Source organism: Candidatus Glassbacteria bacterium (genome assembly GCA_019456185.1).
Taxonomy (GTDB): Bacteria; Gemmatimonadota; Glassbacteria; order GWA2-58-10; family GWA2-58-10; genus JAJRTS01.
Genome location: VRUH01000017.1, coordinates 59988 through 76844 on the forward strand (window position 1 = coordinate 59988; position 16857 = coordinate 76844).

13 protein-coding genes are annotated in these 16857 nt (G+C 55.7%); 8 read left to right on the forward strand and 5 right to left on the reverse strand.

Features of this window, described 5'->3' with window-relative positions:
• Positions 1-210: 210 nt before the first annotated feature.
• Entirely contained in the window at positions 211-600 is a 390-nt protein-coding gene (locus FVQ81_08525) for a chemotaxis protein CheW (GenBank protein ID MBW7996592.1), read from the reverse strand.
• Positions 601-1118: 518 nt separating this feature from the next.
• Between FVQ81_08525 and FVQ81_08530 the strand changes: the two genes are divergently transcribed.
• The 5 genes from FVQ81_08530 to FVQ81_08550 all read left to right on the forward strand — a co-directional run bounded on the left by FVQ81_08530 (position 1119) and on the right by FVQ81_08550 (position 8139).
• Positions 1119-2513, forward strand: coding sequence for an MBL fold metallo-hydrolase (locus FVQ81_08530; GenBank protein MBW7996593.1), 1395 nt, complete (start codon positions 1119-1121; stop codon positions 2511-2513).
• A gap of 199 nt (positions 2514-2712) precedes the next feature.
• Positions 2713-4059: an asparagine--tRNA ligase gene (asnS, locus tag FVQ81_08535; GenBank protein MBW7996594.1), complete on the forward strand. Its 1347-nt coding sequence runs from the start codon at positions 2713-2715 to the stop codon at positions 4057-4059.
• 283 nt (positions 4060-4342) lie between these two features.
• Positions 4343-4987 carry an RNA methyltransferase gene (locus FVQ81_08540; GenBank protein MBW7996595.1) on the forward strand — a complete coding sequence of 215 codons (645 nt, stop codon included), beginning with the start codon at positions 4343-4345 and terminating at the stop codon, positions 4985-4987.
• Between the two features lie 471 nt (positions 4988-5458).
• Positions 5459-6460, forward strand: a complete 1002-nt coding sequence (locus FVQ81_08545; GenBank protein ID MBW7996596.1) for a hypothetical protein — start codon at positions 5459-5461, stop codon at positions 6458-6460.
• A 575-nt stretch (positions 6461-7035) separates the two neighbouring features.
• Positions 7036-8139: a dehydrogenase gene (locus FVQ81_08550; protein ID MBW7996597.1), complete on the forward strand. Its 1104-nt coding sequence runs from the start codon at positions 7036-7038 to the stop codon at positions 8137-8139.
• 200 nt (positions 8140-8339) lie between these two features.
• Here FVQ81_08550 and FVQ81_08555 read toward each other — a convergent pair whose 3' ends face one another.
• The 3 genes from FVQ81_08555 to FVQ81_08565 form a co-directional block, all read right to left on the reverse strand.
• Entirely contained in the window at positions 8340-9521 is a 1182-nt protein-coding gene (locus tag FVQ81_08555; GenBank protein MBW7996598.1) for a helix-turn-helix domain-containing protein, read from the reverse strand.
• A gap of 139 nt (positions 9522-9660) precedes the next feature.
• On the reverse strand, positions 9661-10833 hold the full coding sequence (locus FVQ81_08560) for a DNA recombination protein RmuC (GenBank protein MBW7996599.1): 1173 nt from the start codon (positions 10831-10833) through the stop codon (positions 9661-9663).
• A gap of 42 nt (positions 10834-10875) precedes the next feature.
• Positions 10876-12861, reverse strand: a complete 1986-nt coding sequence (locus FVQ81_08565) for a hypothetical protein (protein ID MBW7996600.1) — start codon at positions 12859-12861, stop codon at positions 10876-10878.
• Positions 12862-13095: 234 nt separating this feature from the next.
• Between FVQ81_08565 and FVQ81_08570 the strand changes: the two genes are divergently transcribed.
• The 3 genes from FVQ81_08570 to FVQ81_08580 are packed head-to-tail and all read left to right on the forward strand — an operon-like array spanning position 13096 to position 15613.
• Positions 13096-13959 (forward strand): UTP--glucose-1-phosphate uridylyltransferase, encoded by an 864-nt coding sequence (locus FVQ81_08570; GenBank protein MBW7996601.1) that lies wholly within the window; start codon positions 13096-13098, stop codon positions 13957-13959.
• Positions 13960-13992: 33 nt separating this feature from the next.
• The gene (locus FVQ81_08575) at positions 13993-14826 is read left to right on the forward strand and encodes a hypothetical protein (GenBank protein ID MBW7996602.1); all 834 of its coding nucleotides are present in this window, start codon (positions 13993-13995) and stop codon (positions 14824-14826) included.
• Positions 14827-14851: 25 nt separating this feature from the next.
• Positions 14852-15613 carry an ImmA/IrrE family metallo-endopeptidase gene (locus tag FVQ81_08580; GenBank protein MBW7996603.1) on the forward strand — a complete coding sequence of 254 codons (762 nt, stop codon included), beginning with the start codon at positions 14852-14854 and terminating at the stop codon, positions 15611-15613.
• 152 nt (positions 15614-15765) lie between these two features.
• Here FVQ81_08580 and FVQ81_08585 read toward each other — a convergent pair whose 3' ends face one another.
• On the reverse strand, positions 15766-16686 hold the full coding sequence (locus FVQ81_08585; protein ID MBW7996604.1) for a LysM peptidoglycan-binding domain-containing protein: 921 nt from the start codon (positions 16684-16686) through the stop codon (positions 15766-15768).
• Positions 16687-16857: the final 171 nt, after the last annotated feature.

The following is a 16857-nucleotide window of genomic DNA, read 5'->3' on the forward strand; positions in this document are numbered from 1 at the left end:
AATGCAAGTGTACGCAACCTCACTTTTGATTCTAGTGCCGCACGGTTGCCCCGTCAACTTCTTCAAACATAAAAAGCGGCAATGCCGCAACAGCACTGAACCGGTATTTCGCGACCACTGCGAACCCTCACCGACCAGCACCGCGGGCACTGCCGCATTTTCTGAAAAATGATATATTAATTATATAGTAATAAGCATCGATCACGCTAATTAAGCAAGGAACAATTTTTTTGTATTCAACAAGTGGACCGTCCCGGTTTCCGCATCTGCCACAGCTTTTATATACCCACTGGCTTCTAACGATTCACCATTTACTTTTATTATATCATCAGGCTTAATTTCAAGCAATCCGCCAATCTGATCCACCATCAAACCTGCCAGCCCGCCCTTTTCATCTGCCTTTTCAATCAGAACCACGCTGGAATCGTATTTTGAATGATGCCTGCGATGGCCCAACAGGGCATGAAGGTCCACCGCCTCAATAAGCTTACCCCTGATGTTGACCGTATGCTGATACCGCCTGTCCGGTTCTGACGGACATCTGGTCGAGAAAGCCGGTCCGAGTATTTCTCTGACCTCGTCCGCCGGCAGCGCATACATGGTTTCTCCGATGACGATTGTCAGGAATTTGCCCCGGGGATCGTTGCCATCGGCCTTGTTAACTTTGCCCTCTAGTATTATCTCTTTGCTGAAATTTAACCAAATGCTCCCTGCATTGTAAGCTCCTCACGGGCCAGAACTGCAAACACTGTGGAAAACCGAATCCGGCTTTTCCCGTTATTTTCTCTTTGGTAAGTACAAGATTTGTGCCAAAGCACCTTTTCTCTTCTCTAGCTTTTAATTATAAGGATTTAAGCTTTTCAGTTCTGTTAGATTTTTGTTAGCCGGCTGTCAAACCGACAATTTTTTTACACTCTTGCGAAGATCGAGCAGTGGGCTCGAAAGACCCGGCGGCTTCGGCTGACAATAATGCCTGAATGCAGTAATCATCGAGGCTCGCTAATTGACACTGCCAGTACTAAAGCAATCTTGATTTGAGTTGACAAACGCTCCGGCCGCCGGCACCATTGCATAAGAACTTTGCACATTGTCGACAAACATGTTCCCCGGGAGCCGGAGTGGCGAAGATCACTTTCCTCGGAGCGACCGGCACAGTCACCGGCAGCCGGTTCCTGCTGCGGACAGAAAAGCAGAACCTCTTAGTCGACTGCGGCCTGTTTCAGGGCCTGAAACAACTTCGTCAGAGAAACCGGGAACCTTTCCCTTTTCCTCCAGCTCAGCTGGACCGCGTATTCCTGACCCACGCCCATATCGACCATAGCGGCTATTTGCCCAGATTGTGGAAAGGTGGTTTCAGGGGGCGGGTACACTCTACGCACGCCACCCGTGACCTCTGTCAGATCCTTCTCCGCGACAGCGGACACCTTCAGGAAGAAGACGCCCGCTGGGCCAATAAGAAAGGTTTCTCCAAACACAGTCCGGCCCTTCCGCTCTACACGGTCGAGGACGCCGAACACGCGCTCCAGCTTTTCCAGCCCCGGCACTACGGCGAGCACCTGGAACTGGACAGCCAGACGAGAGTCAAGTTCAAGGACGCCGGGCATATTCTGGGCAGCTCGTTTGTCGATATCAAGCGTACTGTCGATGGGCGCAGCCGCAAGATTTTTTTCTGCGGCGATTTCGGCCGACCAGAACGTCCGGTCCTGAATGATCCGGTGCAGGCCTACAACGTGGATTACCTGGTGCTGGAATCCACCTACGGCAACCGGCTCCACGGCAAGGTGGACGCCAAGGCCGAACTGGCGAAAGTGATCAAGCACAGCGTGCGCCGCGGCGGCGTGCTGGTGGTGCCGGCGTTCAGCGTGGGACGGACCCAGACCCTGCTGTACCTGATCCGCGAGCTACAGGAGGAGGGTACGCTGCAGGATATCCCGGTCTACGTGGATTCTCCGATGGCGATCCGCACAACCGAGCTGTTCGACAAGTACATCCACGATATGGACCTGGCAGCCAGGGTCCAGGCGCTGAACGGCAAGAGGATTTTTCAGCCCGGAAACCTCACGTTCTGCCGCACGGTCAAGGAGTCGAAATCGATCAACGAGATCAACGGTCGCGCGATAATCATCTCGGCCAGCGGGATGGTTACCGGCGGACGGATCCTGCATCACATGCTGCACCGCCTGCCCCACAAGCAGAACACGATCCTGTTTATCGGCTACCAGGCACAGGGCACCAGGGGCAGGGCGATGGTCGATGGGGCCAGGTCGATCAAGATCCACGGCCGGCAGGTGCCGGTCAAGGCCAAAATCGCCCAGATCGACGGGTTCAGCGGGCACCCGGACAGCAACGAAATCCTGGCCTGGCTGATGGGGTTCAATCGCAAACCGGACACCGCTTTTATCGTCCACGGCGAGCCGGAGTCATCCGCCGGGCTGGCCCGGCGGATCCGCGATAAGCTGGGCTGGAATGTGGAGGTCCCCAAGTTCGGCCAGAGCTACGAACTGGAGTTGTAACAGTCCTTTGGAACCCGTCTGTGGTTGCCGGGTATTTAAGCAGCAGAACTCCCTTTTCCTGCTATTTTGATCTATCGCTTTGCCCGCCTCCACCGGCGGGCTTTTTTTTGTCCCGCCGATCTGTTATCTTGCCCGCAGAAGATTGCCGGGATTCCGGGCTAAAAGAAGTTCAGCGATCAAGATCAAGAGCGGAAACGCGATGAAACGGGAGAAAATCAGCGAAATTCTGGCCCGTGACAAAGCGGGCGGCTGCCTGACCGCGGCCGGGTGGGTGCGCTCGGCAAGGCTCAGCCAGAACGTGGCGTTTATCGACCTTACCGACGGCAGTTCTCCGGCCGGTCTGCAGGTTGTACTCAGTCCCGACACGTCGGGATTCGAGCTGATGGAGCGGGTGCACACGGGTAGTTCGGTGCTAGTCGAGGGCGAGCTGGCCGACAGTCCCGGCAAGGGCCAGAAATTCGAGTTGCAGGCCGCCAACCTGACCCTGCTGGGCGAGGCCGACCCGGAAACCTACCCGATCCAGAAGAAAAAGCACACGATGGAGTTCCTGCGCACCAAAGCCCACCTTCGCGTGCGCACCAACACGTTCGCCGCCGTGTTTCGCCTGCGCAGCCACCTCTCGCAGGGAATCCACGACTTTTTCCGCCGCAAGGGCTTCTTTTATATCCACTCCCCCGTTATCACCACGAGCGACTGCGAGGGCGCGGGCCAGATGTTCCAGGTCAAGACTTCCGGCGACGAGGAATTTTTCGGAAGGCCGGCGTGGCTTACGGTCAGCGGACAGCTCGAGGCGGAGCTGATGGCTCTTGGACTGAGCGAGGTCTATACGTTCGGCCCCACTTTCCGGGCGGAGAACTCCAACACCCCCCGTCACCTCTCCGAGTTCTGGATGGCGGAGCCGGAAATGGCGTTCTATGACCTGAACGACAACATGGACCTGGCCGAAGAGTTCATCAAGGCCCTGCTGAGCTACATGATCGACAACGATCCCGCTGACCTCGAGTTCATGCAGCGCTGGTACCAGAAAGGGCTGCTTGAGCAGCTCGAGCAGATTATCGAAAAACCGTTCCAGCGTCTCAGCTACACCGAGGCAATCGGCTTGCTCGGCGCCAGCGGCAAAGAATTCGAGTTTCCCACCGGGTGGGGCGACGATATCCAGACCGAGCACGAGCGCTATCTCAGCGAGGAGAAATTCGGCGGCCCGGTGATCCTGTTCGACTACCCGGCTAAAATCAAACCGTTCTACATGCGGCTCAACGACGACGGGAAAACTGTCGGGGCGATGGATGTCCTGCTGCCGCGGATCGGCGAGATAATCGGCGGCAGCCAGCGTGAGGAGCGATACGATGTCCTGCTGGCCCGGATCCGCAAGCAGGGACTGAACGAGAAAGCCTATGAGTGGTTTCTCGATACCCGCCGTTTCGGCACCGTGCCCCACAGCGGGTTCGGCCTGGGCCTGGAGCGGACGATGCTGTTTTTGAGCGGGATGGCCAATATCCGTGACGTGATCCCGTTTCCGCGCACGCCGGGTAATGCGGAGTTCTAAGGGGCTACAAGCTGTTTCATAACTCTGGAGGAGCGGTTGGTGCTTATCGAGCTGGGGCTTGGCCCCGGTGAGTAGAACGTTGGATTAAAGAATACTCGTTCTTTTTGTAACCAAAAAGAACCAAAAAGTTTTCACCGGGCCGAACTCGCATCCACGCTTAAAGCAATGCAGCCGGTTTGTGCATGTGCTACTGACGCCGCTGCTTTTGTTCAGGGCCTGAATTGTCCCGACGAAGTGCGTCGGAACAATTGAAGACGCGCCCCGCTTATACGGGTCATATGATATGACGTGGGATCCGCGGCAAAAAATCCCCCATTATGCCGAGTTTCGATATCCGATGGCAAAACGCAACAAAAATAACCACGGCCTGTCTCCCGTCGTCCGTAACCTCGACCGCCAGGTGCCGATCGAGGTCTACTCGTCGCTGCCGAAAATCCCTGTTACAGTCGTGCTGGACAATATCCGCAGTGCGTTCAACGTGGGAGCCATTTTCCGCACGGCCGAATGCGGGCGCGTGCAGCGGCTGGTCACCTGCGGGATTACGGCGCACCCTCCCAATGAGCGGGTGGTCCGCACGGCGATGGGCACGGCGGAGTATGTCCCTCACGAGCACGCGGAGTCCGCGCCGATTGCTGTCAGCCAGGCGAGAAGCCGCGGCGAGAAGATAATCGCGCTGGAAACGACCTCCGCCAGCCGCTCGCTGTACGATCCGTGGGCGAAACAACCTGTCTGCCTGCTGCTGGGTAACGAAGCGCTGGGGCTGGGCGATGAGGTATTGCAGGCGGCGGACGAGATCGTGGAAATCCCGCTGCTGGGCTATAAGAACAGTCTCAACGTGTCGGTGTCGTTCGGGGTGGTGCTCTTCGAGATCCTGCGCCAGTGGGGAGAGCTAACTGTGTTACCGTCAGAGGAACTGCCGGGCCACTGAAGAGTAGTGCCAATGACAAACCCCGACAAAAAGCTCTTAGAGGTTCGATTTCAAGTCTCGTCGAGCCCGCCATTTTAAAAAGAAGGCTCGCAACTTATTGCGAGCCTTTTTGTTGTAAAGTTTAAAAATAGCTATATTCCGCAAATACACATTCCGTCAATGGATAATTAGCGTAGAAACGCGTATCCTTAAGTCTCCTTTGCGATCTCTGCTGTGCATATATCTTTAGTATTAATTCACCTGAGATCATTGATGACAATTGTGGATAATAATTGACCAAATGCCAATCTCAAAAACTTGAGTTCTCTCATTATTAGTGGTACCGTTCTGGGGGGCAGATCAAAGGGTTTATAGAGTTTAAAAGCAGAGTTAAATAATACATAAGGGATCTGCTGGCGTAGCTTGGTATAGATTGGTTTAAGGATTGCCTGTGACTTACAAAGCTTTTGACAATAACGTGAGGACTGTATCATGACAGACCAATGCCGCTCATGGTGGCGCAATTGCGCACTGGATACTGATCCGGAAATGCGGGCTATCGACATTCTCGAAGATGACCTGCAACCCATTGACGCAAAGGCAACGAAAATAAGAGAGCTGATCTCGACTTTCGAACTATGCCACCACAAGGCCGAGCGCTGGGTTACCAACATCATCGAGGCCATTGGTAAAGAAGAGTCGAATAAAGGGCTGGGCACTCGGCCTGCGGATCATCAGCACCCCGCAGAAACGGTATGGCAAAACGCATGCGCCGCACTGTCTGCATGGTGTGCAGGTTGTCCGGTAGATTTGCTTGACCAGGTCATCGGAGAGATCCCAGCGGCAGAATTACTCAATAGCATTGGGAAACGTTCCCGCTTGAAAGAATGGCAAATCCAGAGAGTAATCGAGAAAATCCGCAGCATTATCCACTGGCCACAGCCTGCCAACGATCCGGCTGTACAGTACGTATGGCTTGTCCTGAATGTGGGGGATTATGACGCCACCTCTCTTGACCAGTGCCCGGAGCGTTATAAAGAGCACAAAGATTTTTGGCTACAGACAGTAAGTACCACTATTAATGACACTGAGAACGGTGATGAGACGACTCTGTCGCTGGGATTTGCCATCGATATGCTTTGGCCCTGCCATTGGAGATTCGTTGACAATCTGCAGTTTATCCTTGAAGCCATCGGCGGAAATTGCACTCCAGCAACATCTTTCGCCGCGTGTGGAAGAAACATAAACTTAGTACCTACTTACCACAGGATGGAAACTATTTGCCACACTCTGAAAAAGTTCTGCAATCCTTCAGTTCCAGAGGAAGAACTGGACAAAAATCTGCTGGCGGTTCTGGGAACACCCTCACCAGTAAAGAAATGGCTTACCGCATCGCTGGACAAGACAATCAGGCTTCAAATGCATCCACCGGACAAGATGCGAAAGATGCTCTCTGATCTTGCCAATCCAACATGGTATACTGCACCCCAATAAGAACGGCGTTTCATTAAGTAGATGCCAGGAAGTACTATTTGATTAGATGATGGATTTGGTATCGACGAATAAGTGTAATGTTTCCAGAGTAGAGAGATACAGTTTCATGCTGCCACCGCCTCAATTTGCCTTATCAACTCTTCTGGCATTTCGGCCAGGAAAGTTTTAAAATAGTCTCGTACACCCCGCCTGAGCTTATTCAATTAAACGTTGAATTGAATAGGGAGTGGTATGGGTTGAGCATGCTACTTTCGCCTAATCCACTCCACATAACCATCCGCTATCAACCTCATATCCGCGCTGTACCAAGCGATTTCTGTTTTGGTCCGGACCATGGCTCTAGCTCGATCATTGGTTAGGGCGCGGTACAGCAATTATTCTTAAAGCCAAAATAAATTGCGAGGAGAAGCCGATGTGATTAGTCGAGCTTTTAACTTCGGGAAAGGAGAACTCAAAAATCAGTTGCAATTACTGAGATGTGCACCTTACTTTCAACACCAATTGTCCAACATGTTCTGACGACGTACAGTTGATTTTTTGGCCGCTGACCAGCACAGGCAGAAAAAGAGGAGAGCATGGCTTCCAGAAAAATAGCCGTCCTCGGCGGAGGCCACGGGGCCAGGACCGTGGCTGCGGATATGGCCCTGGCCGGCCACGAGGTGCGGCTCTTCGAATTCGAGGAGTTTCAGGCCGCGGTGGCCGGGATTTTCGACCGGGGGGAAATCACCATCGAAGGCAAATCCCGCACCGGCACGGCGAAACTCGCCCTGGCCACCCATCAACTGGCCGAAGCCACCGACGGTGCCGAAGCCGTGCTGATAGTGGTGCCCGCCCTCTATCACCGCCGCTACGCCGAAGCCCTGGCCCCCGGAGCACTCAGCGACGGCCAGCACGTGGTGCTGGTTCCGGGCACCCTGGGCAGTCTCGAATTCATCGCCACCCTGCGCTCACTCGGCTGCCGGGCGGAGGTCACCGTTTCCGAACTCGACACCCTGCCCTATGCCACCAGGATCACCGGGCCCTCTTCGGTGCTCGTCTATCATGCCCTGCCCGTGTTCGGGGCCGGCGTGTTCCCTGCCCGGCGCAGCGCGGAAGTCCTGGCCCTCCTGCAGGAGCTTTATCCGGGAATCGCCCGCTACCGGGACGTGCTGGAAGCGGGCCTGTCCAACTGCAACCCGGTGATCCATCCGCTGGGCGTGCTGATGAACGCCGGACGCATCGAATACTCCCGGGGTGAATTCTGGTATTACGAGGAAGGGATAACCCCCTCCACCGCCCGGGCGATGGAAAAACTGGACGAGGAAAGGCGGGAAATAGGCAGGAAGCTGGGCCTGGAGCTGCCGGACCAGGCCGAAGCGCTTCATGCGGTGGACTACGGGCCCAGAGGAGACCTGTGGGAAGCACTGAAAGGCAGCAAGGGCCTGACCCCGATCAAAGGCCCGACTTCCCTGACCAACCGCTACCTAACCGAAGACATCCCCATCGGCCTGGTCTGCTGGTCACAGTTGGGGGAAATGCTCGGTGTGCCCACCCCCCTGATGCGCGCCACCGTGGAAATCGGCATCGCCATCTCGGGCCGGGACTACTGGCAAACAGGCCGCACGCTCGAAAAGTGCGGCATCCAGGGCATGAGCGCCGAAGAACTTTGCGCCTACGTCCAGTCCGGCCACAAGCCCTGAGATCAGGCCCTCTCCCGCTGCCGGGATAGAAGAACAGTCTCAACGTGTCGGTGTCGTTCGGGGTGGTGCTCTTCGAGATCCTGCGCCAGTGGGGAGAGTTGGAAGCTTTGCCGTCAAATCAATTGACTTCTCATTAATCCGCAATCTAAGCAAGAGATATAGTTACAGCATGGGATTATTCATTATTCTCATAATATTCCTTAAAGCTTAAAGGGCCACACAATATTTGCCTCGGAGAATTTAGGTTTTGGTACTTGAACTGACACACCAGGAGCCAATTCGATGCTCTCAGGAATTTCTTTCCAATCCATTTCTGAGTGGTATACTCCTTGAAGCCATCGCTTTAAATCCTCGAAATCTCTAAGGCGCAGAAAGTTTCTAGCATCACCGCTGGTAGCAGTCCAGATCGCGTCCCGGGTGAAACGAGTATTAGTCACCAGCAACCCAAGACGAAATACTGTATTCTGCCACGCCAATAGCCTGTCTACAGCACCTCGACCCGTCGAGGCACCACGGCTATGATGTTTTACTTGAACGGCCAGAAGAAATGATGCCACATCTCTCATACGAGGTAAAGCAATGATGTCAATACCCCCATCCTTCATCGTTGACTTACCTGTTCGTTGTACATCGTAACCCATACAACTAAGGCGATCAGCAACAACCAACTCGAATTGATCGGGTGTTAAGTCGTCAAGACGGGCTGGCTCATGTTTGATAATTTCAAGTAGTCTTGGTGTTGCATCAACGACAGTGATTAGTGATCTTTTCCCACCAGCTAAAATTCCGAGTTCGGTTGCCCACCGAAACAATGGTCCTCGAGATGGAGGTTGCGAGCCAGTTTCCCATCGCGAAAGCGCTATCCGGCTTGTTTTGATCCGTCCTGCTAGTTCAGCCTGCGAGAGTCCAAGTTCTTTTCTTGTCGCTCGGAAAACCCGGCCAAGATTCTGGGAAAGTGTTGTAGAAAAGCTACGTTTCTGCCGAAGGTGTAGGATTTCATAGCCGATTAGTGCGCTTAAAATTTTTATGCGTGCAATGTCATTTTCTTGGTAATTAACTTTCTCAAGACTGTCAAATGTAATATAGCCGATTGTTTTATCACCGTTCTTGATGGGACTATGCAAAAACGACTTATACCCAACATGAACTGTGTTTCGAATTTCTGCCGCTAAGAATCCATGGAAATCACTTTCGTCGCCCTTTTCTATACGCATAGTACCAGTGGTATTGCCGACCTCGGCCAGCCTTCGCAAACTAGCACTTTCATCAAAAAGAATTCTTATACGGAACTGTTGATAATCTGCTATTCGTCGATCGCGAAAGATGAAATCTTTCACAATCTCCGACAGGTCAAAATGGGCTTGTCCTGGGCTTTGGTTCATAAAGTGTAACTTTAATAAAGTTCAATCTGTTAAGTCAATTTCTTTCAAGTTTTTCCCTATCTTAAAAACATTTAGCTGGCTGCAAGTTATATTTGTAAAAGGATTTATGCACTGAGAAGAATAATGATAGCAGAATTTTTCAAGCATCATCCTCATCACTCACCTCGCTGTCCGCTTCATTGTCTTCATCGGCAGATGCTATCGGCAACCCGCGCTGTGTTCTCAGACCCTCGATTCTATCCAGCGGCCTGTCGAGCGCCCTTCTACGGGTCGTGGTCAGAGTCTCATACTCGTTCTGAACACTTGCGATCCTTTTCCCTAGTGTTTCAAATTTATTAACAAAGGCATCCCATTGTTTCTTAAACATACCCAACAGCGATAATATTTCGTTCGAGGTTCTTTCCAGCGAGAAATTATCCACCGCCTGTCTGATTACGGCCAGGATTGCATACAAGGTCAAAGGAGAACAGAATACCACCCTGTTCTTTAAACCTTCGTCCATGATCGTGCTGTCCTGTTCGTGAATGAAAGCATAAACCTGCTCGTTGGGAATAAACAGCAACACATAATCGACAGTGTTCTGCTCCGGATTGATATAATCCCGGGTCGTTATCTCTTTGATGCGTGCTCTGACGTCTTTTAAAAACTTTTTCGAATACTCCGCCTTATCCTGCTCCGATTCCACTTCTACATATTTCAAGTAATTATCCAGTGGAAACTTGACATCCATGTTTAATTTCAATTCATCCGGCAGAAAGAAGGTAAAATCCGGCCTGGTGCCGATCCCCTCGATAGTCTTCTGCTTTTCATAGTTGACATTCTCGATAAACCCGGTCAGCCGCAGGACATCCTCGGCCATTCGCTCTCCCCACTGCCCCCGCACTTTCGTGCTGGCCAGCGCTTCCCGCAGCGTACTTGTCGATTGAATCAGGGCCGTCGTCTGCTCGCCCGTCGTTTTCAGCTGATTCGTAATTTCACCAAATTTCTTCTCCCTGTCTTTCTCGATCTCCCTGACCAGATCGGACACTTTTTTGAGTTCGGCGGTCATATTCTGCAACTGTTGATCGATCAGGCCCTTTTTTGAATCCAGTTCCTTGACTCCCAAACCCTCGACGTTTTTCTGAGCCACCTCGATTGATTTCGATAAGGCATCGAGCGACATCTTGCCGAAGCTGTCCCTGACCTGGGTTTCAAACCTGCGAAAAACCTCGTCCACGATTTCCGCGGTTTTCTTCTTCCTGAAGAAAAAGGCAACGATAAATCCAGCCAGGAAACCTGCCGCAAAAACTCCCAGTACAGTCCAGGAAATCATTGTGCATTACTCCCTGTTATCATTCCAAACGGCCGTCTTCAATCAGTTGCTGCCCGGCGCCACCGCCTCGTAGGTCAGCGAGTGGTTGTAAATCTTCTCCTGCGGCACACTCACCTGGTAACCGCCGTTCTGCGCACCCGGCGGAAAACTCCAGCTGACCGCCTGGTTGTTGCCGCGCCCGTCGTGGTAGGCGTGGGTTATTTTCAGCTCGGATGAAACCGCCTGGTTTCTTCGCTCCAGGGTGCTGAACTGGACGGTGTGGATATCGGCGTTGCGGACAGTGAGCTTGAGCCGCGTATTGGCGCCCACGAGCGCCCTGTCACTGATGACATGGTTGAACCACGCCCCGTCCAGTTCATGCTCGGGGTGGGCTTTGTATCGCTCAAGCTCGTTCCAGCTCGCGCCCCGGTTGTTGGAGATCGACAGAACGGCCTCCAGGTCCTGCACCGATCCGCCACCGGCCGCCGAAACATGGAAGCCGATCCGCAGCTGGTCGATCAGCCCCTCGGTGCCGGGCGTGAACGCTACCTCCCCCGGCGCCGCGGGATCGGTCAGCCGCAGACGGTGCTCCGCGCCCTCCTGGACTGACAGGTTAACCAGCTCCTGGCCGGGAAGGCTCTCGCCCGGACGCCAGAAGCAGTTATAGAGCAGCGCCCGGTGATTGCCCACCGCAATTTTGAAATCATTACGCCCCGGCACGAGCCGCGGCAGCGCCATCGGCGACAGCTCGGTCCAGGTGCTCAGTTTCAGTCCCTGCAGGCCGACCCTGCCCGTGCCGCCGTTGTCGGTCCATTCGAACCGGACCAGGTAAGAATAGCGGCCCTGCACGTGTCCGGTCAGGTCAACCTCGAACGGCACAGCGCCGCGCCACTCGTTCTCCCAGACAGTGACCCAGCTCCGGCCCCCGTCGGTGGAGACAGACACGGCGTTGCGGTCCTGCGGTTCGATCTTCCAGAACCAGCCGCTCGCCACCGCGCCATCGGTGTTGTCCGAGAAGTCGGTCAGGTTGTTTTGGACCCCGGCGATCACCCACGGGCTGCGGACCTCGACCACGACCGACGCGGGCTGTCCCGTGGCAGCGGCAACCAGCGGGGGATAGTCGCTGTCAATCGCGCTTTCCACTCCCTGGATATCAGGATTCTCGCGGCGGAATACGTCGGAGAGAAGGTCGGGTTCGTAGATGAACTCGGCGTTTCCGTAGGCCGCCGGCACGGTGTCGGTCCAGGCCATCGAGTTGGCCCGCACCGGGCCCTCCAGCCAGTAGTTGCGCCAGACGGTGGTCAGCGGATCGGGGAGCATCTCCGGGTCAATATGGTAGCGGCCCTGTCCCTGGGGACGGTAATAGCAGGTCACTTTTTCGCCGGTTCGCAGTTCCAGGCGCATCATGTGGGCCAGTGAATAGCCGTGGTAGTCTTTCCAGCCCGGCGCATCGATAAAGGCCTTCATCATCGCCCGGGGCGGGTCCCACGGGTAGAACGGCTCCGGCCGCCGGCCGGCGCGTGCGAACAGCTCGGGGTTGACGACCAACTCGTCGAACGAGGCGATCCGGGTGTCATCGGGCAGATAGACGTAGCCGAACATGTCCGTGTCCACATAGTTCCATTTGTTGTCGAACCAGATTTCGGGGATCACGTGGCCGGTCCCTCCCCGCCGTCGGGCCTGCAGACCCGCCAGGCTGTAAAGCGCGCACATGGTCGCACTGTTGTTGCCGCAGAGGTTGTAGCCGTAGACCCCGAGATTCTTCAGCGCGTCGTGGACGTACATTCCGCCCTCGTACGGGCCGATAAAGTGGATCTGGTGTTTCATCCCGAACTCGTGGAGGGCAATCACTTTCTCGCGCTCCCCGGTGATTTCCCCGGTGAGTTGCGAGACAATATCCTCCAGGCTCCAGCAGGACGTCTGGCTGCGGCCGGTCAGCTTGATCGAAAGCAGCTCGGCCTGTCCGGCCGTGATTGTAAGCGCCAAAGCCAGAATAACGAGCAATGCCGGGATGCGGTGCATGTCCACTGTCCTCCAAGCTTGAATCATGGTCAGTCTGCCAAATCATAATGTCGCCGTCGGCCTGGTTACTTTACCGCCGAAGCCGGCTGGAATTAAGATACGGAGCGCAACGAGCTATGGAAAGGGAAAATTCCACAAGTTGTCACCCCTGCGGCGCGCCACTTGAAAAACAGAGCCGACTCGGCTATGTTGTGCGGGTGGGAGGTTCATCCCTAGGGGTGAATCTCCGCACACTATCCAGCACCTCAAAGGAGACAAGTGATGAAAATCCGTAAGGCCGTGGTGCCAGCCGCCGGACTGGGAACCAGATTCCTGCCGGTGACCAAGGCCCTGCCCAAGGAGATGATCCCGGTGGTGGACAAGCCGGCGATCCAGTATATCATCGAAGAAATAGTCGACAGCGGAATCGAAGACATCCTGGTTATCACCGGCCGGGGCAAACGGGCGATTGTCGAGCATTTCGACAAGTCGATCGAACTGAACATGACGCTCAAGGAAAAAGGCCGGGAATCCGTGCTCAAGACCCTGGAGCGGATCGAGCAGTTGGCGGATATTCATTACCTCCAGCAGAAAGAGGCGCTGGGCACGGGCCATGCCGTCCTCAAAGCGGCCAACCATATCGGCAACGAGCCGTTCGCGGTGCTGTTCGCCGACGACCTGATCATGAGCAAGCGGCCGGCTCTCAGCGAGCTGATCGATACGTTCGAGAAATACAACAGCTCTGTGCTGGGAGTTTCGCAGGTGCCGCAGAACAAGGTCAGCTCCTACGGTATTATCAAGGGCAAGCCGATCAACGGCGAGTATGTCGTCGAGGACCTGATCGAGAAACCCTCCGTGGATAAGGCCCCCAGCAACCTGGCGCTCTGCGGCCGGATGATTTTCACTCCGGATTTATTCGACTACCTGAAGCAGACCAGGATCGACGAGCAGCATAAGGAAATCCTGCTCACAGACGCTATCCTGAAAATGGCTCAGGAAAAAGTGGTCTATGCCCATATACTCAAGGGAAAGTGGCATACGGTCGGAGACAAGCTATCGTTCGTGAAAGCGACAATCGAATTAGCCCTGGACCATCCGGACCTGAAGGAGGGCGTGATCGAATTCCTCAAGGAAATCAAGTTCTGATCCCCTCCCCCGCGTTTGCGGGCCAGGTGCCATATGTGGGATAGCCTGCAGAGAATCCTGTTGAGCGCGGCGGGCGCCACCCTGGGACAGCTGTTCACCCTGGTGGCTCCGCTGCTGTTGTTTGGCTGGCTGATCCACCTGGTCAGTAACCTCCTCGAACGCAGCACTGTCCGTCTGCTCGGCCTCCAGGCCTATATCTATCTCATCGGCTGGATCGGGACGATGGTCCACGAACTGGGCCACGCTATCCTCTGTCCCGTTTTCGGCCATAAAATCACCGGGATGCGCCTGTTCAGTTTCAACACCCGCAACCGTGACGCCGGCTACGTGAGCCACAGCTACACGCGGGGCAATATCTGGCACCTGGCCGGTAATTTCTTTATCAGCGTAGGCCCGCTGGTGCTGGGAAGTCTGGTGATTTTCGTTCTCCTGCGCTACCTGGCCGGACTGACGCTGAGCCTGCAGGGTGTGCTGGCCGGAGGGCCGAATCTTGACAGCGGCTCCGGGTTTGTCAACTGGCTGACCCGGTTCGGGACGCTGCTCTGGGATACAACTCTGAAGATCTTACGCAGTATCGACTGGACAGGCTGGCGGATCTACCTGGCCGGCTGGCTCGTTCTGGCGGTCGGCAGCGGGATGACTCTGAGCAGCCAGGATCTCAAGGCGGCCGCCAGCGGCCTGGGAGTTATCCTGCTGGTCCTGCTGACAGTCAACCTGATCGCCGCGCTGCTGGGCTATTCCACGCCCGACTACACCGGGACGATCCGGCTGAGTGTCACCGCCTGCCTGCTGATGACAATCGTGCTGGTGGTCTGCGCCGCCGCCGCCGCGGTTATCCGGCTGACCGGCGCCGTATTCGGCCGTTGAGCGTGCCTCATGCGGAGGATATCCCTTGAGCTTCCCCAAGATCAGAGCTATCACCCTGCGTATTATCGAAACCTGCGGGATCGAGGCCCCGCCGGTGCCGCTGGAGCCGATCCTCGAACGATTCCGCGCCCGCGTTGTCGAGAGCGGCCATATCCCCGAGAGCGCCCTGATGAGAAGCGACGGGGGCTGGACGATCAGGGTCAACCGGGAGCTGCGCGAGGAGCGGCGGGCGTTCAGGATCGCCCACGAGATCGCCCATATCTACTGGTCCCACCCCGATAACCATCAGGGCGATCCCACCCTGGGCGGCAAGCTGGAGCACTATTGCAGCAAGTTCGCCTCGCTGCTGCTCTGCCCCCACCAGTGGTTCGTCAAGGACGCCCCGGCGGCGGACCACGACCTGGCCCGGCTCAAGGAGCTCTACGGCAATGTCAGCCACGAGGCCCTGGCGATCAGGCTGTCATTTGTCACACCGATGGTGGTGACCATTTTCGATAGCGGCGAGCTCTACAGGCGGTTCTCATCGCCGGGGCTGGGCCACCCGCCCGACGGCCAGCAGGTGGAAATGGAGATCCGCCAACAGGTGGATATTTACGGCAAGTTCAGGGAGCAGGCCGGCAGCATCAAGTGGGGCGGGACCAATCGCAGCGTCCGGGTGCGGGGCTACCCGGTGTTCAGCGGGAAGTTCAGGAGGATAATCCTGCTGACAACTCCAGCCGGAGACGGCGGAGCGCACGACGACCCGGATTACGAGGAAGACATGCCCTACCCGTTTCCGGAGTATTGAGCACTGGCTTGTTTCACCTGCAAAACGGGCGGGCACATGGGTCCGCCCCTTCATTACTACCCGCAATTTCGCACTACCCGCAAGGGGCGACACACGCGTCGCCCCTGCAATCATTTCCAGCCGGGGGCGAAAATATCCAACCTGCCCCGCCATCAGCCGATTGTGACCACCGCGTGATGGATCGCCAGGCGCTGGCCCACCTTGATCGTCCCGTCGCCGGGAATCGAGTGGTTCCAGCTCTTGAGCGCACGCACGCTGACGCCCTGCTTTTCCGAGATGCCGCTCAGGGTGTCGCCGGAACGGACAGTGTAGTAGTCCTTGCGGATCGAGACGTCCACGTTGCGGCCGGGCCGCTTGGGCACCGGAACATTGATCCGCTGTCCCACACGCAGGCCGCGGTCCTGGAGCTGGTTGTGGTTGTAGCGCTCAAGCTCGTCCAGGCTGGTGCCCAGCACCAGCGCGATCCCGTAGAGCGTGTCCCCCTTCTTGACCGCGTAGGTGCCCCACGACGGGATAATCGGCGGGATTTTCTCCTCGACCGCCGGTTCCGGTTCGGTCTGCGCCGGAGCAGGCCGGGGGCTGGTCTGAACTGCTGTTGTACTGCCGGTGCCGGATGCCGTCCGGGTTTGAGGTGCGTGCGGCCTTGCCGTCTCCGGCTCGGCGATCACGGTGCTCTGGCTCAGCACCTCGTAGCCCGACCTGCTCCAGCGCACCTCCTTGACCATCGTGTTGCCGTCGTAAAGCCGGCTGCTGACCAGGATTTCGTTGATCCCGTCCCCGTCGGAGTCGTAGAGCGAATCCAGGCTGGTGCTCACGAACTCGCGGGGGTTGTTTTTGTCGTTGACCGGCGGGGTGATCCGCCAGGTCTCGCCGTCGCGGTAGTAGATATCGAAATTGAGCAGCTCGCGCGGGCCGTAGACCAGCAGCACCTCGCGGCGGTCGTTGTTGGCGGCAAGCTGCCCGGCCAGCCCAGCGAGCGCCCCGGCCGGGTCGTCGTTACCGTTGCCCGAACAAGCCGCCAAAATAATTATCGTCGCCAAAACACACGATGCCAGTAACCTGTGATGCATCATTCTTTACATCTCCCTAATTTATTTGTAATTAAATTACTTATAAGCATTGTTTTGCGATGTATCCGTTTACTTAAACAATATAATAGCCCTCTCTACTCTCATGGGCAAGAAGCCGACAAATATATTTTCCAAAGAGGACTAATAATGAACCACTCCCTCCCCCACGACCAG